The following is a 20300-nucleotide window of genomic DNA, read 5'->3' as shown; positions in this document are numbered from 1 at the left end:
GGGATGGTCGCGCTCGTACTCGGCTTTCTGCTCGCGCTGGGCCAGTGCCTGGCGCTGGGTCCGGTGAACACGGAGGCGCTGCGCCGCGGCCTGCGCGACGGCTTCTGGGCCGCGCTGTTCGTCGAGCTGGGCTCGACGATCGGCGACTGCCTCTGGGCGGCGCTCGCTTTCGCCGGCATCGGTGCGTTGCTGACTTTGCAGTTCATGGATGTGGTCGGCGCCCTGATGGGCGCGGCGCTGCTCGCCTGGCTGGCGGCGCAGGGCTGGCGCGACGCGGCCGCCGCGGTTGAGCCGGGCGATACAAGTGGGACGGGCGCGGCTCTACGCCAGCGCGCCAACCTGCCGCCGTTCTGGGCGGGTGCGCTGCTGGGCGTGGTCAATCCCGGCTCGGCAGCGTTCTGGATCGGCGTCGGCGCCACGCTATTGGCGACGCACCTGCCTGCCACCGGGCCGATGGCGCTGGCGCAGTTTGCCGCCGGCTACTACGCGGCACTGCTCGTCTGGTGCCTGAGCTTCGCGCTGATCGTCTGGCAGCTCGGCCTGCGCCTGCCCGGCCGGGTGCAGATCGTGGTACAACGCGCCGCGGCGGCGTTGCTGGCGGTGTTCGCCTGCATCTCGCTGGTCAACACGCTGCGCCGGCACGTGCACGCCTGACGTTTGCCTCCGCCGAACCAGCGCTCGCCCGGCCCGCGCGGCAGGCCCGCGGACGCGCTACGCTGCGGGCAGCAGGCGCGAGCGAGGTGAGGGCGATGACCACGGCAACCGACGAGCAGACCGAGCAGCTTGAGGCGATTCGCCGGGGCGTGCGCGAGCTGTGCGCGCAGTACCCGGACCAGTACTGGCGCGAGATCGACGAGCAGCGCGCCTATCCCGAGGATTTTGTCAACGCGCTGACCCGCGCCGGCTATCTCGCCGCGCTGATTCCGCAGCAGTACGGCGGCGCCGGCCTGGGCGTACTTGAAGGCGCGGCGATCCTCGAGGAGATCAACCGCTCCGGCGGCAACGCGGCGGCCTGCCACGCGCAGATGTACATCATGGGCACGCTCTTGCGTCATGGCAGCGAAGGGCAGAAGCAACGCTATCTGCCGAAGATCGCCAGCGGCGAGCTGCGGCTGCAGGCGTTCGGCGTCACGGAGCCCAACTCCGGCTCCGACACCACGCATCTGCAGACCGCGGCCGTGCGCAAGGGCGACCGTTACATCGTTAACGGCCAAAAAGTCTTCATCTCGCGCGTGCTGCAATCAGACTTGCTGCTCCTGCTCGCCCGCACGACGCCGGTTGAGCAGGTGAAGCGGCGCACGGAGGGGCTGAGCGTCTTTCTGGTGGACCTGCGCGCGGCGCGCGGTCACGGGCTGGAGGTGCGGCCGATCCGCACGATGATCAACCACGCCACCAATCAGCTCTTCTTCGACGACCTGGAAGTGCCGGCCGAGAACCTGATCGGCGAGGAGGGGCGCGGCTTCAGCTACATCCTCGACGGCATGAACGCCGAGCGCGTGCTGGTGGCCTCCGAGTCGATCGGCGACGGCCGCTGGTTCGTGGAGCGGGCAGTGAAATACTCGAGCAGCCGCGTCGTTTTCGATCGGCCGATCGGCCAGAACCAGGGCGTGCAGTTCCCGATCGCGCGGGCGCACATGCAGGTAGAAGCGGCCGAGCTGATGCGCACGCGCGCGGCGCAGCTCTTCGACGCGGGCAAGCCCTGCGGCGCCGAGGCGAACATGGCGAAGTTCCTGGCGTCTGAGGCGGCCTGGGCGGCGGCGAACGCCTGCCTCGACTGCCACGGCGGCTACGGCTTCACGGCCGAGTACGACGTGGAGCGCAAGTTCCGCGAGACGCGCCTGCTGCTGACGGCGCCGATCAACAACAACCTCGTGCTCGCCTACGTCGGCCAGCACGTGCTCGGCATGCCGCGGTCGTACTGAGCGGGTGAGTGGTGAGTAGGGAGTAGTGAATCGGGGAGCGGACGCTGCCACGAGCCGGTTTCACGGGCGCTGACATCAGGCTGGGGAGGGCCATGCGCGGGGTTGCGGTGCGCACAGGCGTGCCGAGCGCATCGTATGCGCCCTTAGCGGCGGCAGCCGAGGTGACCGGAGCAGCGAGATCAGCCGCGGCTCAGGCCGGCCGGGAATCGGTGCGCGCCTCGGTTGGCGGGTCGTGCTTGCCCGCCAGCTCTGCGGCGACCGCCAGCCCAAGGTCGATCGCGGCCTCCGGGGAGAGCGCCTCGCCCGCGGCCCATTCAGCGGCAAACGCTTCTTCGCTCAGCATGGCGCGCACTCGCACCGCTGCCGCCGCTTGCTCGGCGTGCAGGTGGATCATTTCCACAGAACTGAGATTCGGCTGCAGCTTGCCGGCGGCAATGGCAGCTAACAGGCGGGCGCTCAGCAAGAGCAGGCCACCGCGCTCCCCCGCCAGGGCTAGCACGCTGAGGACCGCCGGCAGCTGGCGCGACGGACCCTGACGGCGCTGGACAGCGAGACTCGTGGCGCAGGCGGTCACCGCTGCCCGGCTGTCGCCCTGCCGGAGTGCGGCCCACGCGAGGCGCACAAGGGCGGCGAGCCGGACAGGGTTTCGCGCACCTTGTTCAACCTCGAGGCGGTGCACGGCCTCTTCCAGAAACCTGCGCTCTTCGGCGACATCGCTGCGTGCCTCCGCCAGCGCTGCTTCTTGAAGCCGCAGCTGTGCGACGCCCGTCGTGCGGGCAAGGGTCCGGTTTGCCGTGAGCAGCGCCGCCGCGGTGGCAAGCTCTCCACGCGCAATCGCCACGTTGATGCGGTGGCCACGCGTAATCACCGCCAGGTCGGTACGGCCCGCTGCGAGCAAGAGGGGGAACGCCTCTGCCGCCAACGGGTCCACCTCGTCATAACGGCCCTGGTTCAGGCGGAGAAAGGCGAGGTTGCGCAGCGCATAGGCAAGGCAGGTGCGGTCATCCAGCTCGCGGCTGAGGCTAATCGCTTCCTCCAGCTCAGCGGCATACTGGTCTGTTTCGCTGCCGGCGACGAATTCAGTGCGATGCTGCGTCAGCAGCCGTGCCCGCGAGATACTCGGCTGCGCTGCCTCTGGCAATGCCAGCAAGCGCTGGCGCCACGCTTCGAGCTCTTTCAGGCCCCCATGGTAAAAAAGGTAGCCCTCGAGGGCCCACAGTAGACGCACACCGACCGCCAGCTCTGCTTGGTCCACGCACCAGCCCAGCACAGCCCGGGCGTTTTCCAACTCGGCGTCCAACCGCGTCCAGTCGTTTGCGGCCGTACCCTGCCGCGCGAGCTGCAAGATGTGCACCGCAAGCCCCTGGCGGACTGCCTCGGCCTCGCCGCTCCCTTCCAGTTGCTCCAAGGCGAACTCGCGGATCGTCTCCAGCATGCGGTAGCGGGCCTCACCACCGGGGATGATCGATCTCCGCACCAGGCTCTTCTCGACCAGGGCGGAGATGCCGTCCAGGATCGCTTCCTTCGGAATGACAGGTAGGGGTGGCCAGAGCGCAGCGCGACCGTCGGAGACCTTCACCTCAACCGTCCGCGCAGGGTCCGCGGGTACAGGCGCACCGTTCGGCGGTTCAAGGTTCGCGGAGGCTGGTGATCGCGGCTCTACCGCGACGGGTCGTTCGCGAACGGCCCCTACCGGAGTTTGGTGGTCGGCGCAGACGGCCTCCGCCAGCTCCAGCGAGCAGCCGCCGGCGAACACACCCAGCCGCCGGAACAGCCGCTGTTCGGCCGGCTCCAGCAGCGCGTAGCTCCAGGCGATGGTGTCGCGCAGGGTTTGCTGCCGCGCCGGCGCATCGCGGGCGCCGCCGGTTAAGAGCGACAGGCGCTGCGAGAGCCTGCCGAGCAGGGTCTCGGGCGCGAGCGAGCGCACACGCGCGGCCGCCAACTCGATCGCCAGCGGCAGCCCGTCCAGCCGGGCGCAGATCGCCGCCAGCGTGCCGGCGTTCTCGTCCGTCAGAGTGAAGTCCGGGCGGGCGTCCTGCGCTCGCGCCATGAACAGTTGCACCGCGGGATTGCCGGCGAGCGCGGCCGGCCCGCTCTCGTCACCTGCTGGCAACGGCAACGGCGACAGTGGATACTCGCGCTCCCCGCGCAGCCGCAGCGGCGTGCGGCTCGTCACCAGCAGCGTGACTGCCGGGCCGGTTTGCAACACGAACGCGGCGAACTCTGCGGCGTCGAGCAGGTGCTCATAGTTGTCGAGCAGCAGGAGCAGGTGTTTGCCGCGCAGCACGAAGCGCAGCGTCTCGCGCAGCGGTGTGCCGGGCTGTTCCTGGACACTCAGCGCCCGTGTGACCACGGACGGTACGGCCCCGGGTTCGGTCAGCGGCGCGAGATCAACGAAGAAGACGCCGTCAGCAAACTGGTCCACGAGGTCCGCCGCGACCTGCAGCGCCAGCCGCGTCTTGCCTGTGCCGCCGGGGCCGGTGAGCGTCAGCAGGCGCGCCGTCTTCAGCAGGTTTGCCAGCTCGGCCAACTCGCGTTCGCGGCCGATGAAGCTGCTGAGTTGCAGCGGCAGGTTGTTGGGCCGCGCGTCCAGCGTCTTCAGCGGCGGAAAGGTGTAGGCCTGGTCGGGCGCGTTGGCCTGAAAGAGTTGCTCGGACTCGTTCAGGTCGCGCAGGCGGTGCCGGCCGAGATCCAGCAGCGTTGCGCTGTCCGGCAACGTGCCGCGCACCAGCTTCGCTGTCGCCTCGGAGAGCAGGATCTGGCCGCCATGGCCGGCGGCGCGGATACGGGCGCAGCGATTGACGGCTGAGCCGTAGTAGTCGCCCTCGCGCAGGCCGGCCTCGCCCGTGTGCAGCCCCATGCGCACCTGCGGCGGCGCAATTTCACCCCAGTCCTCTCCCAAAAGCGCCCGCTGCCCATCCAGCGCGGCCGCCACGGCGTCGGACGCGCGCACGAAGACCGCGAACAGCGAGTCGCCTTCGCCGCGCGGGCGCACTACCACGCCGTCATGGCGTTCGAAGGCCTCGGTCAGCAGCGCGTCATGCCGAGCCATCACGGCCCGCATGGCGGATGGGTGCGTCTCCCACAGCCGCGTCGAGCCCTCGACATCGGTGAAGAGAAACGTGATAGTGCCGGTCGGCAGCTCCGGCATGGCTCACCTCGCAGCAAGACAGCGCCACGAATCGGAATCGCACTGCGGCGTCAGTGTAGCTGAGTGGAGAAGCGTTTGGGGTCAGCTTCGTTTGGGAGGGCATCGGTCTGCCGGCATGTGACTCGGACACGCCTCGCACACCGCCGTCGCCGAGTCTTCCGCTACACTGTTGGCTGCCGGTTCGATCCGCGGCCGCACGCACGTTGCCCCGACGAAAGGAAGCCGCCGATGAAGCTGCCGAAAACGGTCGAGGTTTGCGAGGTGGGGATGCGCGACGGCTTGCAGATCGAGCCGGGCTTCGTCTCGACCGAAGAGAAGATCGCGATCGTCGACCGGCTGAGCGGCACGGGACTGAAGCGGATTCAGGTCACGTCGTTCGTGAGTCCGAAGGCGGTGCCGCAGCTGCGCGACGCGGCCGACGTGTTTGCCGGCATCCGCCGCGCCCCGGGCGTCGTCTACTCGGCGCTGGTGCCGAACGAGCGCGGCGCTCAGCGCGCCGTCGAGGCCGGCGTGGACGAGCTGGACACCGTGCTCTCCGCCAGCGACACGCACAACCTGGCCAACGTCAACATGACCACCGCCGAATCGCTGGACCGCATGGCAGCCGTGGCCGAGATCGCGTGGCGGGCCGGCGTGCCGGTCGTGGCCGGCATCGCCACGTCGTTCGGCTGTCCGTTCGAGGGCGCGGTGCCGCTGGAACGGCTGGAGTGGGTGGTGCGCGGGCTGGTCGATCTGGGCGCGAAGGGCGTCTGCCTGGCCGACACGACCGGCATGGCCAACCCGCGGCAGGTGCAGCAGACGTTCGCCTATCTCACGCCGAAGTTCCCAGGCATCGAATGGCACCTGCACATGCACGACACGCGGGCGATGGGCATTCCCGGCGTGCTGGCGGCGATGGAGACCGGCGTCACGCACTTCGACGCCTCGTTTGGCGGGCTGGGCGGTTGCCCCTTTGCGCCGGGCGCCTCGGGCAACGTCTGCACCGAGGACCTGGTGCACTGCCTGGAGGCGATGGGCGTGCAAACGGGCGTGGACCTCGAAAAGTTGGTGGAGACGGCGACGCGTGGCGAGCGGGTGCTCGGCCACCCGCTGCGCGGCCAGATCATCAAGGCCGGCCCCAGCTCGCGGCGCTACGAGCCGCCCGCGGGCGTGCGCGAGCGGCTGGCCGCGCGGTGAGCGCCGAGTCCTACATCCGCGGCCTGCCCAAGGCCGAGCTGCACGTTCATCTGGAAGGCTCGATGCAGCCGGAGACGCTGCTGAAGCTGGCGCGCCTGCACGGTGTGGCGCTGCCCGCGGACGACGTGGCCGGCCTGCGCGAGTGGTTCCGGTTCAGCGACTTCCGCCACTTCCTGCAGATCTACAGCGCGATCTGCGACTCGCTGAAGGAGCGCGACGATTTCGAGCTGCTGACCTGGCAGCTCGGCGAAGAGCTGGCGCGGCAGCACGTACGCTACGCCGAGGTGACCTACTCGGTGGTGCCGCACACGCGGCGCGGCGTGCCATTCGACCAGAGCTTCGCCGGTCTCTGCCGTGGCCGGGAGCGGGTGCGCAGGGTGCTTGGCGTCGAGATCCGGTGGATCTTCGACCTGATGCACAACTCCAGCCGGTCCGACTGGCGCGATGCCTGTGAGCAGACGCTGGCGTGCGCGATCGAGGGACAGCGCGAGGGTGTAGTGGCGCTCGGCCTCGCCGGCGACGAACGCGACGGCCCGACCGCGACGTTTGCGCCCTGGTTCGAGCGGGCGCGGGCGGCGGGCCTGCACGCCGTGCCGCACGCCGGCGAGCTGTGCGGACCGGAAAGCGTCTGGCAGGCGATCGATGCATTGGGCGCCGAGCGCATTGGCCACGGCGTGCGCGCCGCCGAAGACCCGGCGCTGCCGGCCGTGCTGAAGGAGCGAGGCATCGCGCTGGAAGTCTGCCCAACGAGCAACGTCTGCCTGAACGTCTGCGACGGCTACGGCGGTCACGCACTGCCGGCGCTGCTCGCGGCCGGCGTGCCGCTCAGCATCGGCAGCGACGACCCGCCGCTGTTCAACACCACGCTCACAGACGAGCTGCTGCTTTTGCGTGCGCAATTCGGCCTCGACCTCGACACAATCGACGAGCTTGTACTCAACTCCGTGCGCCACAGCTTCCTGCCGGCGCCGCGCCGGCGCGAACTTGAGGAAGGGTTTCGGACGGAGATGCTTGCGCTGAAGGCTGAACACCTCACCTGACCGTGGCCGTGCGCCGGTTCCGGCCCGCGCTGCCGCCCGAATGGGCAGGGCCGTTCAGACAGTGCGAAACGGGCCGGTCTGCGGCACCATAGAGGGAAAGGCGAGCAGCCCTTTCGGCTGCTCCCGTCTCTGTTTCGGAGCGCTGCATGTTCTTCCACGGTCCCGGCGGCGGGCCGGGGCGTCAGCGATCGCGGCCCACACGCCCGGCCTGGCCGACGATGCGCCGCGCCACGGCGCTGCTCTGGCCGCACCGGCTGACGATGGCCGGCTACCTGCTCACGATCATCATCACCGCGACGGTGGGCCTCGGGCCGCCGCTGCTTTTCCGCCGCATCATCGACCAGGCGATTCCCCGGCACGACGGCTACCAGATCGACGTGCTGGCGCTGGCGATCGTCGGGCTGGTGACGCTCGGCGCCCTGGTCGGCGTGCTGCGCTCGTTCCTCAGCAACCTCGTCGGGCAGGATGTGGTCTTCGACCTGCGCGGCACGCTCTATCGCCATCTCGGCGGCATGTCGCTGCGCTGGTTCACCGCCAACCGTACGGGCGAAGTGCTCTCGCGCATCAACAACGACGTCGGCGGCGTGCAGAGCGTGGTCAGCGACACGCTCGGCGCGGTGATCGAAAACGCGATCACGGCGGGCAGCACGCTGGCGCTGATGCTGGCGCTCGACTGGCGGCTGGCGCTCTTTTCGATCGCGCCGCTGCCGCTCTTTGTGCTGCCGGCGCGGCGCGTGGGCGAGGTGCAGCGCGGCATCTTCGGCGAGACACAGGAGCAGCTCGCCGACCTCAACGCGCAGATGCAGGAGACGCTTTCGGTCAGCGGCGCCCTGCTGGTGAAGACGTTCGGCCGCCAGACCGACGAGTACCAGCGCTTCCAGCGCACCTCGCGCCGAATCCGCGACCTCAACATCCGCCGGGCGATGGTCGGCCGCTGGTTCCAGATGGCGATGGGCCTCTTCTCCGCGATCGCACCGGCCGTCGTCTACTGGTACGGCGGGCACCGAGTGATCGGCGGCGAGGCGTCGATCGGCACGGTTGTGGCCTTCGCGGCCTTCGTGCAGCGGCTGTTCGGGCCGATCTCCTCGCTGCTCAACGTGCAGATCACGGTGCTCAGCTCGCTGGCGCTGTTCGAGCGCATCTTCGACTACCTCGACCTGGAGCACGAGATCGCGGACAAGCCCAATGCCCTGCCGCTGACGAACGTCGCCGGACGGCTGGCGTTCGAGCATGTCGGTTTCTCATATCTGCGCGGCGTGCCGGCGCTGCGCGACGTGGACTTTGCCGTGCCGCCGGGGAAGTTCGCGGCGCTGGTCGGCCCCAGCGGCGCGGGCAAAACGACGATCGCTTACCTGGTGCCGCGCCTTTACGACGTGGGCAGCGGCCGTGTGACGATCGACGGTCTCGACGTGCGCGATGTGACGCTGGAATCGCTGGGCCAGGCGATCAGCATGGTCAACCAGGAGCCGTTCCTCTTCCACTCGTCCATCCGCGAGAACCTGCGCTACGCCCGCCCCGAGGCGACCGATGCGGAGATCGAGGCGGCGGCGCGGGCGGCGAACATCCACGAGTTCATCGCCGGCCTGCGCGACGGCTACGACACCGTCGTCGGCGAGCGCGGCTACCGCCTCTCCGGCGGGGAGAAGCAGCGGGTGGCGATCGCGCGGGCGCTGCTCAAAGACCCGGCGATCCTGATCCTGGACGAGGCGACCTCCAGCGTGGACACGGGCACGGAGCGGGCGATTCAGCAGGCGCTTGAGCGGCTGACGCGCGGCCGCACGGTGCTGGCGATCGCACACCGCCTCTCCACGATCCTCAAGGCCGACCTGATCCTGGTGGTGGAAGCCGGCCGCGTGGTGGAACGCGGCACACACGCCGAGTTGCTGGCCCGCGGCGGCGTCTACGCGCGGCTCTACGAGCAGCAGTTCGCGCTCGAGGGCGCGATCGACGCGGTGCCGGCAGGGGACTGAGGGCGGGCCGATTGGCCCTCACCCCCTCCCCTCGCCCAATCCTGGGCGAGGGGCGATCGCGCTTACGGCGTTCCGATCGCTTTGCGGTTAACCCGACGTCTGTCCGGATCGCTCCAACCCGCGATCGCCCCTTTCCCCTCAGGATTGGGGGAAAGGGGACGGGGGAACGGGAGCCGACAGCCCGAACGCCTCGGCCAGCAGCTCGTAGCTGTGCACGCGGGCGGCGAAGTCGTGGGTGATCGTGACGACGACGAACTCGTCCACGCCGTACGCTTCGCCCAGCGCCAGCAGGCGCGCCTTCACCTGCTCTGGCGTGCCGTGGATCGAGAGACGGCGCATGTACTCGATGTACTCGCGCTCCTGCTCGGTGTAGGAATATGCCAGCGCCTCTTCCACCGGCGGCACGCCGCCGCGCCCGCCGCCCAGCGCCGTCGCCCGCCAGTACCAGCGGCTCCAGCAGAGCCGTTCCGCCTCTTCTTCGGTATCGGCGCAGGTGACGGAGACGCCGATGCTCGCCCGCGGCTCGGCCAGCAGCGGCGAAGGCTTGAAGTGGCGCTTGTATGCTCTGATCATGCCCTCGCCGCCCTCCGGCGAGATGAACTGCGCGAAGGAGAAGGCCCAGCCGAAGTGCGCCGCCAGGCTGGCGCTCTCCGCCGTCGAGCCGAGCAGCCAGATCTCGGGCATCTCTGGTCCGGCGGGCATGGCGTGGATGCCGTGGAAGGGGTGGTTGCGCGGGAAGTCGTCGGTGAGAAAGCCGTAGAGGTCGGCGAGCTGTTCCGGATAGTGCTCGATGCCGAGGGCGCCGGGGCCGTGCGCCAGCGCCCGCGCCGTGCGGCCGTCACTCCCCGGCGCCCGGCCGATACCCAGGTCGATGCGTCCCGGATGCAGCGCTTCTAACATGCGGAAGGTCTCGGCCACTTTCAGCGGGCTGTAGTGGCTGAGCATCACGCCGCCGGAGCCGACGCGGATCTGTTGCGTACGCGCCGCCACCATCGGGATCAGCACTTCGGGGCTGGCGCAGGCGAGGCCGCCAGAGTTGTGGTGCTCGGCCAGCCAATAGCGCCGATAACCGAGTCGGTCACAGACCTCGGCCAGGCGCAGCGTTTCGTTGATCGCGTCCCGCGGCGTGCCGCCGCGGCGTATGGGAGACTGGTCGAGCACGCTGAGCATTGCCACGGGCGGACGTCCTGGCAGAGTCGGAGGTGTCGGGGCGCGCCTGTCGCGGTCCCCGCAGGATCGATCGAACCACGTCCGCGGCCGGAGCGCGAGAGGCGGTCATCTCCGCCGGCGGGCGATTCCGGCGGAGACCAGACCGGTGACGGCGATAAGGCCCAGCGACACCCCGGCGCCGAGCGCAAGCTGTAGCCCGAAGATCGCAAATGTATCAGCGCGCTTCGATGCTCCCGAGGGGTCTACACACGTGAAGCGCACGGTCATCTGGGTACTGTTCCCGAAGCTCGCCCTCGAGCGGTGAGAGACGAGGTGAGCGGGGCTGCTGCAGGCGAGCCGGCCGGTCCAAAGCGCGCTCGACGGGATGACCGCTGTCGCGACCGCCGCATACATGAATCCGCAGAAGATCGCCACGGTGATCGCCACACCCAGCGCCCACGGGTTGCGCCAGAACGGCGCGCGGCGTGACGCTCCCGGCCAGGCGCCTGCGGTTGTGTGAACGCTGCCCCCGTGCGACGAGCGCGCGTCCGCCACTGCCATGCCCGCGTGATCTGGCCTCTCGCTCTCCTCGCAGGCATCCAGCACCGACTCCTTCGCGGCTGCAAACGCTGCGTCGCCGAGGTTGCCGCGCCGGTGCAAAGCCGCGAGCTTCTCCAAACGGTCGACGGGGCTTTGCATGCTGCTGCCTCCTCCTCTCAGCGCGGCGAAGCCGGGGCCGCGCCCTTTCAGTGTCGCTGGCGCACGCGGCCGGCGCGGATGAGCCGGGCGACGCCCAGGACGTATATGCGGAGACAGAGGCGAAATGCCGACTCTTACGCCGCCGGCTCCTCCGTCTCCGCGTCGACCACCTCGCTGCGCAGTAGCGCGACGTGGCCGATGATCTGACCGATCGTTTCCTGGTCGACTTCGAGCGATTCGAGCGTGTCGGTGAGGTGCTGCGCGACGCGGTCGAAATCGCTGTCGATAATGTCGCGGCCGGCATGCGCCTCGCGCATGGATCTGCCCTTGTAGCGGTCCGGTCCGCCCAGCGCCATAGCGAAGAAGGCGGCCTGATGTCCCTTCAGCCGCTGCATGGGGATCTCTGCGAAGAAGGGGGCGAGCGCCGGATCGGCCAGCACGCGCCGGTAGAACTCTTCCACCGCGGCCAGCACCGCCGGCTGCCCGCCGATCGCGTCGTAGATCGAAGTATCGTGCCGCATGACGTTTCGCTCCTCGGCGCTCCGCGCCACCGGAATCGATGACGCGGGCGACCTGCTTGTCCGTGACGTGAAGTGACGGAGGGGGGCGCTGCCGCGGCCCCGGCGCAGAGAGGGACGCAAGGGCCGGCAGCCGCGCTATGCCCAGTAGGTGGAGATGTTGACGAGGACGTGGCACTCGCCGTCGCCGTTCCAGGGCGAGTGCAGCGAGGAAGCAGGGGACGGTGCGAGCGGGCTAGAGCACGCCGATGATGCTGAATTCGCCCTGGATGCCGCCGGCCTTGCGCATGGCAAGCGACGGGTCCGCCTCTCCAGCGGTACTGGTGGGGCTGCCCAGCGCCGGCAAGGTGAAGTTCAGCGCGGAGGGCATCTGTGGGCCGAAGTCGGGCACCTTAATGCCGTAGCCCTGTACCTCGTCCCGCGCCTCGTTGCCGCTGGTGCTGTTCGGCAAATCGGTCGCTGATTGTGTCGCGTCACGCATGAGTCTCACCTCGTTGAGCAGATACTCGGCGGCGCTCACCGCCGGCATGCTCAGCATCGCGCGGACTCTCCCCGGTTTCGCTCCGCGAGACTACGCAAGTTAAGGGCGCTGTGTGGTGCAGCCAACAGTGAAGCCGCCAGCCGAAGGCGCGGTCCGAGCGAAGACGTGAGGAGGCAATCCACGCGGTCCGCGCTCCGCTGGGCCGGGGAGGGGAAGAGGGAAGAGGGGCGGGAGGTCGGACTCAGTTGTCGTCGCGGCCGGCGCCGTCGTGTTCGCGCCACCAGACGGCAAGGGCCACGCGGCCGCGCTGTCCGGTCTTGGGGTAGATGCGGGCGAGATGGCTTTCGACGGTGCGTACGCTGATGCCGAGGTCGTCGGCGATCGCACGGTTGTTGGCGCCCGCGGCGACGAGGCGGCAGACCTCGCGCTCGGTCGGCGTGAGGCCATCGTCGGCCACCGCCGCGCGCGTGCGGCGCGGAATCCGCTGGGTGTTGGCGCGCAGCAGCAGCGCCGTCTGGCGGCGGGCGTTGCCGGCGCCCAGCTCGCCAAACGCCTTGTAGGCCGCCGCGAGGTCGCCGGCGTCGCGCAGCGCCAGCGCCGCTTCGTATGGGCAGCGCATGGCCGCAAGCCGCCCGGCGACGGCGCGCAGCCCCTCGGCATCCTGGCCGACGATGCCGGCGGCCCACTCCCAGAAAACGCCCAGCGGCGAATCGTCTGCGAGCCACGGCGGGCGAGACGGCGCTTCTCCCGCGCTGAGCGCCTGCGCGACCGCGGCCACGCCGGCGACCCGCGCATGCCGGCGGCGATCGGCCTCTTCGTAGACGCGCTGCGCCAGCCCGGCCGCGGCAGCGTCCGGCTCGACCAGCGCCAGGTCGAGCTCGGCCAGTCCGAGCAGCGCCTGGTGCCGATAGGCGTCGTTTCGCTCGGCGGTGTTCAGCAGCGCCCTGGCCCGCTCAAGCGACCCGGCTCGGGCCTCAGCGATGATGTTCGCGCAAAGCAGGGTGCTGCCTTCCAGTGAGCCGGGCTGCGGCGGCGTCAGCGTTCGCGCGAGCTCGCGCGCCGCGGTGTAACGGCCGAGCTGCACCAGTTCCAGCACACGGTGCGGGTCGGCCCAGGGCAGCCAGCCCAGCTCGTGCCGGCGGATGCCGTCGAGCAGCTCCTCGCGCAGGCGCTCGGCCTCGGCATGGAAGAGCGAGAACACCGAGCCGGCGAAGGTGTTGATGCGCGCGATCACCATGTCGCTGGCATAGTTGCGCCCGCCGGCCGGCACGCTGAGCAACTGCCGGAAGCTGCGGTAGGCGGCCGGGTCTCCGCGGTCCAGCAGGGTGAGCACGAGGTAGGCACGCGCCTCGGAGTCGATGCGCAGCGCCTGGGCAGGGTCGGTCAACTCCCGCGCCATTGTCAGCGCCCGCTCGATCGCGTCGATGGCCTGGTCGGGCGAGACCTGTACCGTGTACTGCAAGGCCCGCGCCACGGCGACGTTCGCCTTCTGAAAGCTGACGGGGCGATCGGCCAGCACCTGTTCGGCGGCGTTCATGTGGCTGCCGGCCGCGGGCAGGTGCCCATGCAGCCGGGCCGCGTTGGCCGCGCGCTGGTGCAGCAGCGAGATCGTCTCCGGATCGCCGCCGGGCAGGGCGATCCCTTCCTCGTTGAGCCGCTGCGCCTCGACGAAGCGGCCGAGGCGGAAGGCCTCCATGGCGGCCGCCCGCAACGCCGCACGGCGCTGCTCCGTTTCCAGGTCAAACGCGAGCGCCCGCTGAAGCTGGGCGAGCGCCTCCGCGTGCGCGTCCACGGCGCCGGCCTCGCGCGCGGCGCGCAGCGCCCAGTCCACGGCGCGCCGATCGCCGGCGGCCGCGTAGTGCATCGCCAGCTCGGGCGCGCCGGCCTCGCGCCGTTCCAACGCCTCGGCCAGGGCGCGGTGGGCGTCGCGGCGGTCCGCGGCGATCATCCCGTCGAGCAGCGAGCGGCGCAGCAACTCGTGCCGGAAGGCCCAGCCGAGCGGCTCTTCGATCAAAACTCCGGCGTCGCGCAGGCCGAGGAAGACGCGGCGCAGCCCCGGCCGGTCGCCGCCGCAGACGTCGGCGGCGACGGCATGGGGAAGCGGGCGGGCAGCCGGCGCAAGGGCGGCGAGGGCGGCGCAGGCGCCAGGAGTCGCGTTCTCCAGCCGGTCCAAGCGCAGCAGCAGGCGGTCGCGCGCGGCGGCGATGGCGCTGTTGCCGCGCGCCAGCGTTTCGGCGAACCAGGGATTGCCGCCGCTGTCACGGTAGATGCTGTCGGCGTCGATCTCGGCATCGCCCCGGGCGCGCACGGCGGTGACCAGCATGGCCACTGCCTCACGGGACAGCGGCGCCAGGTCAAGCCGCTGAGCCCGGCCCTGCGCCACCGTTTCGGTCACGGCAAGCTGCAGGGCAGCAGAACCCTCCGCGGGCCGCAACATGGCAACGATCAGCCAGGGACGCTCGCGGCTCTCCAGGCAGAGGCGCACGAGTACGGCGATGGTGCCTTCGTCGGCGAAGTGCAGGTCGTCCAGCACACACAGCAGCGGCCCCCGCGCACCTACCTGCTCAAACTGCGCCATGACGTTCGCAATCGAACCTTCGCGCGTGGCCGCTGGCTCGAAGCCGGGCAGGGCGCGCTTCAGCGCCAGGTATGGCTCAGGCGGGGCGACGGGTTCAGCGGCTCCCCACAGCGCCCGCGCGCCGCTCTCGCGGAGGAGTTCGTGCACCAGGCGCGTTTTGCCGCCGCCCGCCTCGGCACAAACCAGCCACGCCGATCCGTGCCCGGCCCGCACCTCGCGCCAAGCTCGGCGCAGGCGATCGAGCTCCAGTTCGCGCTCCAGCAGCCGCGAGGAGTACCGTGCTGCCACCATGCGGCCGTCCTGCGCGCAGCGGCGTCATCCCCCCGGTCTCGCGCCGCTCCGTCCGGGCCGTGCGATCGAGCGTGACCGGCCGAAAGACTCCCGCGTAGTATACGGTATCGACTGGTGCGGAACGCTCGTACAGGTCGGAGGGCGGCCGCGGGCAGCACATGAACGTGCGAGTTCGGTGCCTCCCGCTTCGGTGTGGCAGCGATCCGGAGGCGGCGTTGGCGCGAAGCACGCGGAGGAGCCTCTATCAGGCGATCGGCGGCGCGCCGGTGCTCGAAAAGGTGGTCGATGCGTTCTATCTGCGCGTGCTTGGCAACGCGCGGCTGGCCGCGTTCTTCGCGCACACGGACCTGGAGGAGTTGAAGCGGCACCAGCGCGAGTTCCTCGGCCTGGTGCTGCACGGGCCGGAGCAATACACGGGGCGCTCGATGCACGAGGCGCACGCGGGCCGTGGCATCACCGCAGCCGACTTCGATCGTATGCTGATCTACTTCAACGAAGCGTTCGCCATCGCCGGCGTGCCGGAGCCGCTGGTCGCACGGGCGCTGGCAGCGGTTGCGCCATACCGGCAGGAGATCGTGGCGCAATAGCAAGCGGCACCTTCACGGACTCGGCTGGCAACGTCGCGGTGCGGGCGCGCTGCGGCCGGAGCTTGCAGGCATCAAGCGTCAGGCCATGTCCGCCCAGCGATCGACGCGGCCGACTACGCTCGCCGCTGCCGGCCCCGCCGGCGCGTCAGGCGCACGTCGCCGGAAGCGTAATCGAGCGAGAGACGGAAGTGTTGCAGCACATCCCAGCCCATCAGGGATGGCATTTCCTCGTTCTCACGTGTGAGTTGCGCGATGTAGATAGGTTGGCGCAGCGCTAGATGACGTCCTGATTCATGCGCGAACCTGTAAACCGCTGGCATGGGGAAGAATGCGCTGCTTCCGCCTATGCCGAAGCCGCCGGATGTGGATGGCCACGCGCGCGGATCGCGCAGCCGATCATCCGGGATGCCTGCCCAAGTCCCCGCGTCGTTCGGTTGCAGGCAAGTGAACTGAGCACCCGTGTCAATCACGAAGTCGATCTCAGCCGGCTCGGGTGTAATTCCGTTGATTGACAGTGCGATGCGTACGATGGGAAACGGATTCTGGAGCCTAAGGTCTTCGAGTCGCTCAAAGCTTCCGCGGATCACAGGATCAACATCAGGGGCTTGGTGATCATTTTCCTTGCCCACACGTCGCCTTGATCGAAGCCCAGCTGCCGGGCGGCCTCCCACACGTCAGCAAGGTGCGGCGCGACGGCGACGATTTCACCCGTCGCTCGTCGCACGGCGACAAATTGATCCGGGTATCGTGCCGTCAGCTCCTCGCGGTGCATTCGCCAGAAGGCGCGCTCCCGGTCCAGCGGCGACAGCACCACAGGAGGTGCTACTGTTCGTTTCGTCATCTTGACGCTTCTCTCGGCGGAGTATGCGCAAAGGATGTCCTCTTCAGCATAGCCGCTGCGGCTGTCCCGTGCTGGGCTTGAGAGCCGCCCGCCGCGCGGCCGCGGTTTCTATGCTATCGTGGCCCCGTTGCCGGCGTTTTCCGCGAGTGGCGGCGCCGGCACGAGCAGGAACCGGCGAGGCGTGGGATGCAGGATTTGGCCGGGAAAGTCGCGGTGATCACCGGCGGCGCCAGCGGCATCGGCCTCGCCACGGCGCGGCGCTTCGCCCGTGAGGGCTTGAAGATCGTGATCGCCGACATCGAGCAGGCGCCGCTCGACGCCGCGGCACGTGGCCTTGAGGCGGCCGGCGCCGAGGCTCTTGGCGTGCGGACCGACGTCGGCAAGCTGGAAGACGTGCAGCGCCTCGCCGAGCGTACGGTTCAACGCTTCGGCAAAGTCCACGTCGTCTTCAACAACGCCGGCGTCAACCGCGCCGGGCCGATCCAGGAAATGACGCACGCCGACTGGCAGTGGGTGTTGCAGGTCAACCTCTGGGGCGTGATCCACGGCGTCGAGGTCTTCGTGCCGCGCCTGCTTGAACAGGGTGAGGGTGGGCACATTGTCAACACCGCCTCGTTCGCCGGCCTGATCCCGAACCAGGGGCTGGGCGTTTACTGCGTCTCCAAGTACGGCGTGCTCGGCCTCTCCGAGGTCCTGTTCCGCGACCTCAGCGCCTACGGCATCGGCGTCTCCGTGCTCTGCCCGATGGTCGTGAACACCAACATCCGCTTCGCCGGCCGCAACCGCCAGCCGGAGTTCGGCGGGCCCGTGGCGGCGCCGACGCGCTCCGAAGAGGAGCAGGAGGCCGTGGTCGGCCGCCACATCGAGCCGGACGAGGTGGCCGAGCTGGTGCTGAAAGGTGTGCGCGAGAACCGGCTCTACATCCATACGCACGCCGAGGCGCGCGGCTTCATCCAGCGGCGTTTCAACCGCATCGACCGTGCCTTCACCGACGCCGGGCTGGTCTGAATGCAGGTGATAGGTGCCAGGTAACAGGTGACAGGCGGGATGAGCGAGCGGATCGGCTTCATCGGGCTTGGGCACATGGGCGGCCCGATGGCGCGCCGGCTGCACGGCGCCGGCCATCCCCTCGCGGTCTGCGACGTGAACGCGGCGGCGCTGGCGCCGTTCGCCGACCGGGCCGAGGTCACGGTCTGCGGCACGCCGCGCGCCGTGGCCGAGGCGGCGGACGTCATCTTCGCCAGCCTGCCTGAGCCGGCCGTGCTGGAAGCGGTCGCGACGGGCGAGGATGGCATCATCGCGGCGGCAGGCTTTCGCGGTTGTCTGATCGACCTCTCCACGACCGGCGTGACGGTGAGCCGGCGGGTGGCCGCGGCGCTGACGGCGCGCGGCATCGGCTTTCTGGATGCGCCCGTGAGCGGCGGAATCCGCGGTGCCGAAGAGGGCACGCTGGCGGTGATGTGCGCGGGCGAGGCGGCGCTCTACGAGGCGCACCGCGACCTGCTCGGCATCATTGGCAAGAACGTCTTCTACCTCGGCGCCGAGCCGGGCATGGGGCAGGCGATGAAGCTGGTCAACAACATCCTCTCCTCGATGGCGCTGGCAGCGACGTCCGAGGCGCTGGCCGTGGCCGCGAAGGCGGGGATCGACCCTGCCCTCGCGGTCGATGTGCTGAACGCGGGCAGCGGCAGCAACAGCGCCACGCTGGGTCAGATCCCGCGCCAGGTGTTGACGGGCCGCTTTCAGGGTGGCTTCCTCACGAAGCATATGCTGAAGGACGTGAAGCTGTTCGAGGAGCTGGCCGAGTCGCTGGGCGTGCCCACGATCGTCTGCGAGGCGAACGTCAACGCCTGGCGCCACGCCGTCGCCGAAGGCTACGGCGATGACGACTTCACCAGCATTGCGAAGATGGTTGAAGCCAGAGGAGGAGTACGGCTCCGCGAAGAGAGTCGCGCCACCTGAATCGGCGATTCACTCTGCGATGAGGCGTGCAAGTCATGGATCAGAAGCAGTGGCTAATACTATGGGAAGACTACTACGAAATCCTTCAGGTGCACAGGAATGCCACCCTTCCAGTGATCGAAGCCGCCTATCGACGCCTATCGCAGGAGTATCACCCAGACAAAGTCAACGGTGACAACTCTGTCATGAAGAGCCTCAATCGTGCTCATGATGTGCTGAGTGACGAAGTGGAGAGGAGAGCCTATGACTGCGACTGGGATATACGCGACAATCTTGATCGATCCTCCGGTACATATTCACGCCAAGAAAGTTCGAGTCATTCCGCTTCGAATCGCGAGGACGATGGTAATCAAGAACTTTATCTTATGGAAGCCGAGGCGATGTTTGGAACATCAATGTCAGATAAAGGCGATCTGGTCTTCACTGATAGAAGATTGCTCTATGTTCCAAGGCTGTATACATCTGATATCACCGTTGTCAGTATTCCGTATCATGAAATAGCTACCGCAAGACAGGAAAATTCGTATGTGGTGATCCCCACACTAGTCATCTGCATGAGAGATGGGGGGCAATGGAAGTTTGTGATCCAAAAGGGAGTAATACCATCTGTTCTCAGCTTCCTTCAAATGCTACTGGATCCGGCGACTTACCATGCATACGTGGCCCAGTTCGGACAAGCCATGCCTATCGACTTGGAAGAGCGTGTCTTTGGCAATGGCAAGAGCGCAGGAGCTGTGCGTGAGGGGGAGTGTGCTGCGGTCGTAACTGGAAAGTTTGCGGTCACACTGATCACAAACTCGCAAAAGCGCACGGGGCTGATCATAATATACAGCACCGGATTTGCATTCTATCAGAATCCTGTCACTCCGGGGCAGTCCCCGACGGCTAGCAATGCATGGAGGGATGTTGAGAGGATAGATAGCCGCGGGGGCACTGGCCTGTTCCGGAAGCATCTCTTGATTCACCTGCACAACGGGATATCGTTTCAGTTTGAGGTGAGCCGCTGGGATCGGTCTGACATTTCTAATGCCTTGGCCAAGGCCATTGAGCTATATTCGCCGACTCCATGACATCCCGGTGGGCTGCTAGCTGGGTGTCCTCTGTTAGTGGGCAGCGATGATCGAGTCAAGGGATTGACGATGGCCGGACGGCTTGAGGGCAAGGTTGCGTTGGTGACGGGCGGCGGCAGCGGCATTGGCCGCGCCTGCTGCCTGCGCTTCGCCAGAGAAGGCGCCGCGGTCTGCGCCGCCGACATGAACCTCGAAGGCGCCGCCGAAACGGTGCGCCAGGTCGAGGCGGCCGGCGGCAAAGCGACGGCGCTGCAGGTGGACACCACCGACCAGGCGGCGAACGAGCGCATGGTGCAGCAGTGCGTCTCGGCCTTCGGCGCCGTCGATGTGCTGGTGGCCGCGGCGGGCATCGGCTCCGGCAGGCCGGCGACGGAGGAGCAGCCCCAGCAGCCGTTCACGGTGCTGACGATGCCGGTGGACTGGTTCAAGCGCGTGATCGACGTCAACTTCTGGGGCGTCTACTACTCGGACAAGGCCGCCGCCGCCTGGATGCTGGCTAACAAGCGGCCGGGCAGCATCATCAACCTCGGCTCGATCATGTCGCGCATGCCGGGGCAGGGCGGCGCCTACAGCATCAGTAAGGCGGGCGTCTGGATGCTGACCAAAGTGCTGGCGATGGAGCTGGCGACGAGCGGCATCCGCGTCAACGCCATCGGCCCCGGCTTTATCGAGACGCCGATGACGGAGCGCCTGCGCACCGATGAGGAGGCTCAGCGCCGCGTGCTGGGTATGACCTGGATGGGCCGCTTCGGCCAGCCGGAGGAGATCGCCAACACGGCGCTTTTCCTCGCCTCGGACGAGGCCTCGTTCTTCACCGGCGAGCTGCTGCACCCCAGCGGCGGCGTGTTCGTGGGCTGAAGCCCGC

18 protein-coding genes are annotated in these 20300 nt (G+C 68.6%); 10 read left to right on the top strand and 8 right to left on the bottom strand.

Annotated elements, in window-relative coordinates; genetic code table 11:
• Positions 1–3: 3 nt before the first annotated feature.
• The gene (locus tag VKV26_00810) at positions 4–654 is read left to right on the top strand and encodes a LysE family transporter (protein HLZ68426.1); all 651 of its coding nucleotides are present in this window, start codon (positions 4–6) and stop codon (positions 652–654) included.
• 95 nt (positions 655–749) lie between these two features.
• Complete coding sequence (locus VKV26_00805; protein ID HLZ68425.1) at positions 750–1922, top strand: acyl-CoA dehydrogenase family protein; 1173 nt, start codon at positions 750–752, stop codon at positions 1920–1922.
• A gap of 190 nt (positions 1923–2112) precedes the next feature.
• Here the strand turns inward: VKV26_00805 and VKV26_00800 are convergent, their stop codons facing one another.
• Positions 2113–5073, bottom strand: coding sequence for an adenylate/guanylate cyclase domain-containing protein (locus tag VKV26_00800; GenBank protein HLZ68424.1), 2961 nt, complete (start codon positions 5071–5073; stop codon positions 2113–2115).
• Between the two features lie 228 nt (positions 5074–5301).
• On the opposite strand from VKV26_00800, the gene VKV26_00795 reads away from it, so the two are divergent.
• The 3 genes from VKV26_00795 (at position 5302) to VKV26_00785 (ending at position 9259) form a co-directional block, all read left to right on the top strand.
• Positions 5302–6249 (top strand): hydroxymethylglutaryl-CoA lyase, encoded by a 948-nt coding sequence (locus VKV26_00795; protein HLZ68423.1) that lies wholly within the window; start codon positions 5302–5304, stop codon positions 6247–6249.
• Positions 6246–7289: an adenosine deaminase gene (gene add, locus VKV26_00790; protein HLZ68422.1), complete on the top strand. Its 1044-nt coding sequence runs from the start codon at positions 6246–6248 to the stop codon at positions 7287–7289. The genes VKV26_00795 and add overlap by 4 nt, the downstream gene beginning before the upstream one ends.
• 146 nt (positions 7290–7435) lie before the next feature.
• Positions 7436–9259 (top strand): ABC transporter ATP-binding protein, encoded by a 1824-nt coding sequence (locus tag VKV26_00785; protein ID HLZ68421.1) that lies wholly within the window; start codon positions 7436–7438, stop codon positions 9257–9259.
• Between the two features lie 138 nt (positions 9260–9397).
• On the opposite strand, the gene VKV26_00780 is transcribed toward VKV26_00785, so the two are convergent.
• The 5 genes from VKV26_00780 to VKV26_00760 all read right to left on the bottom strand — a co-directional run bounded on the left by VKV26_00780 (position 9398) and on the right by VKV26_00760 (position 14975).
• Positions 9398–10429, bottom strand: coding sequence for an LLM class flavin-dependent oxidoreductase (locus VKV26_00780; GenBank protein HLZ68420.1), 1032 nt, complete (start codon positions 10427–10429; stop codon positions 9398–9400).
• Between the two features lie 105 nt (positions 10430–10534).
• Positions 10535–11107 (bottom strand): hypothetical protein, encoded by a 573-nt coding sequence (locus VKV26_00775; GenBank protein ID HLZ68419.1) that lies wholly within the window; start codon positions 11105–11107, stop codon positions 10535–10537.
• Between the two features lie 134 nt (positions 11108–11241).
• A complete protein-coding gene (locus tag VKV26_00770) occupies positions 11242–11628 on the bottom strand; it encodes a group 1 truncated hemoglobin (GenBank protein ID HLZ68418.1) in 387 nt (128 codons plus the stop codon).
• 232 nt (positions 11629–11860) lie between these two features.
• Positions 11861–12163: a hypothetical protein gene (locus VKV26_00765; protein ID HLZ68417.1), complete on the bottom strand. Its 303-nt coding sequence runs from the start codon at positions 12161–12163 to the stop codon at positions 11861–11863.
• 184 nt (positions 12164–12347) lie between these two features.
• Positions 12348–14975: a LuxR C-terminal-related transcriptional regulator gene (locus VKV26_00760; protein ID HLZ68416.1), complete on the bottom strand. Its 2628-nt coding sequence runs from the start codon at positions 14973–14975 to the stop codon at positions 12348–12350.
• Between the two features lie 215 nt (positions 14976–15190).
• On the opposite strand from VKV26_00760, the gene VKV26_00755 reads away from it, so the two are divergent.
• On the top strand, positions 15191–15562 hold the full coding sequence (locus tag VKV26_00755; protein ID HLZ68415.1) for a group 1 truncated hemoglobin: 372 nt from the start codon (positions 15191–15193) through the stop codon (positions 15560–15562).
• A gap of 113 nt (positions 15563–15675) precedes the next feature.
• Here the strand turns inward: VKV26_00755 and VKV26_00750 are convergent, their stop codons facing one another.
• Positions 15676–16191: a hypothetical protein gene (locus VKV26_00750; GenBank protein HLZ68414.1), complete on the bottom strand. Its 516-nt coding sequence runs from the start codon at positions 16189–16191 to the stop codon at positions 15676–15678.
• On the bottom strand, positions 16146–16403 hold the full coding sequence (locus VKV26_00745) for a DUF5678 domain-containing protein (GenBank protein ID HLZ68413.1): 258 nt from the start codon (positions 16401–16403) through the stop codon (positions 16146–16148). Before VKV26_00745 ends, VKV26_00750 begins: the two co-directional genes overlap by 46 nt.
• Before the next feature lie 186 nt (positions 16404–16589).
• On the opposite strand from VKV26_00745, the gene VKV26_00740 reads away from it, so the two are divergent.
• The 4 genes from VKV26_00740 to VKV26_00725 all read left to right on the top strand — a co-directional run bounded on the left by VKV26_00740 (position 16590) and on the right by VKV26_00725 (position 20293).
• Positions 16590–17411 (top strand): SDR family NAD(P)-dependent oxidoreductase, encoded by an 822-nt coding sequence (locus tag VKV26_00740; protein ID HLZ68412.1) that lies wholly within the window; start codon positions 16590–16592, stop codon positions 17409–17411.
• Positions 17412–17450: 39 nt separating this feature from the next.
• Positions 17451–18365 (top strand): NAD(P)-dependent oxidoreductase, encoded by a 915-nt coding sequence (locus VKV26_00735; GenBank protein ID HLZ68411.1) that lies wholly within the window; start codon positions 17451–17453, stop codon positions 18363–18365.
• Between the two features lie 35 nt (positions 18366–18400).
• Positions 18401–19435: a J domain-containing protein gene (locus tag VKV26_00730; GenBank protein ID HLZ68410.1), complete on the top strand. Its 1035-nt coding sequence runs from the start codon at positions 18401–18403 to the stop codon at positions 19433–19435.
• A 69-nt stretch (positions 19436–19504) separates the two neighbouring features.
• Positions 19505–20293: an SDR family NAD(P)-dependent oxidoreductase gene (locus VKV26_00725; protein HLZ68409.1), complete on the top strand. Its 789-nt coding sequence runs from the start codon at positions 19505–19507 to the stop codon at positions 20291–20293.
• The last annotated feature ends 7 nt before the right edge of the window (positions 20294–20300 follow it).

The sequence above is a fragment of the Dehalococcoidia bacterium genome (assembly GCA_035310145.1).
Classification (GTDB): domain Bacteria; phylum Chloroflexota; class Dehalococcoidia; order CAUJGQ01; family CAUJGQ01; genus CALFMN01.
Note: the sequence above shows the minus strand (reverse complement) of the source record. Positions and strands in the feature narration are given on the sequence as shown.

What these genes read in the sequence shown, in the direction of transcription:
- VKV26_00735 (HLZ68411.1), top strand. Translation starts at nt 17,451, where the DNA reads ATGAGCGAGCGGATCGGCTTCATCGGGCTTGGGCACATGGGCGGCCCG.
- VKV26_00725 (HLZ68409.1), top strand. Translation starts at nt 19,505, where the DNA reads ATGGCCGGACGGCTTGAGGGCAAGGTTGCGTTGGTGACGGGCGGCGGC.
- VKV26_00770 (HLZ68418.1), bottom strand. Translation starts at nt 11,628, where the DNA reads ATGCGGCACGATACTTCGATCTACGACGCGATCGGCGGGCAGCCGGCG.
- VKV26_00785 (HLZ68421.1), top strand. Translation starts at nt 7,436, where the DNA reads ATGTTCTTCCACGGTCCCGGCGGCGGGCCGGGGCGTCAGCGATCGCGG.
- VKV26_00760 (HLZ68416.1), bottom strand. Translation starts at nt 14,975, where the DNA reads ATGGTGGCAGCACGGTACTCCTCGCGGCTGCTGGAGCGCGAACTGGAG.
- VKV26_00795 (HLZ68423.1), top strand. Translation starts at nt 5,302, where the DNA reads ATGAAGCTGCCGAAAACGGTCGAGGTTTGCGAGGTGGGGATGCGCGAC.
- VKV26_00730 (HLZ68410.1), top strand. Translation starts at nt 18,401, where the DNA reads ATGGATCAGAAGCAGTGGCTAATACTATGGGAAGACTACTACGAAATC.
- VKV26_00805 (HLZ68425.1), top strand. Translation starts at nt 750, where the DNA reads ATGACCACGGCAACCGACGAGCAGACCGAGCAGCTTGAGGCGATTCGC.
- VKV26_00745 (HLZ68413.1), bottom strand. Translation starts at nt 16,403, where the DNA reads ATGACGAAACGAACAGTAGCACCTCCTGTGGTGCTGTCGCCGCTGGAC.
- VKV26_00800 (HLZ68424.1), bottom strand. Translation starts at nt 5,073, where the DNA reads ATGCCGGAGCTGCCGACCGGCACTATCACGTTTCTCTTCACCGATGTC.
- VKV26_00780 (HLZ68420.1), bottom strand. Translation starts at nt 10,429, where the DNA reads ATGCTCAGCGTGCTCGACCAGTCTCCCATACGCCGCGGCGGCACGCCG.
- VKV26_00775 (HLZ68419.1), bottom strand. Translation starts at nt 11,107, where the DNA reads ATGCAAAGCCCCGTCGACCGTTTGGAGAAGCTCGCGGCTTTGCACCGG.
- VKV26_00740 (HLZ68412.1), top strand. Translation starts at nt 16,590, where the DNA reads ATGCAGGATTTGGCCGGGAAAGTCGCGGTGATCACCGGCGGCGCCAGC.
- VKV26_00810 (HLZ68426.1), top strand. Translation starts at nt 4, where the DNA reads ATGGTCGCGCTCGTACTCGGCTTTCTGCTCGCGCTGGGCCAGTGCCTG.
- VKV26_00765 (HLZ68417.1), bottom strand. Translation starts at nt 12,163, where the DNA reads ATGCTGAGCATGCCGGCGGTGAGCGCCGCCGAGTATCTGCTCAACGAG.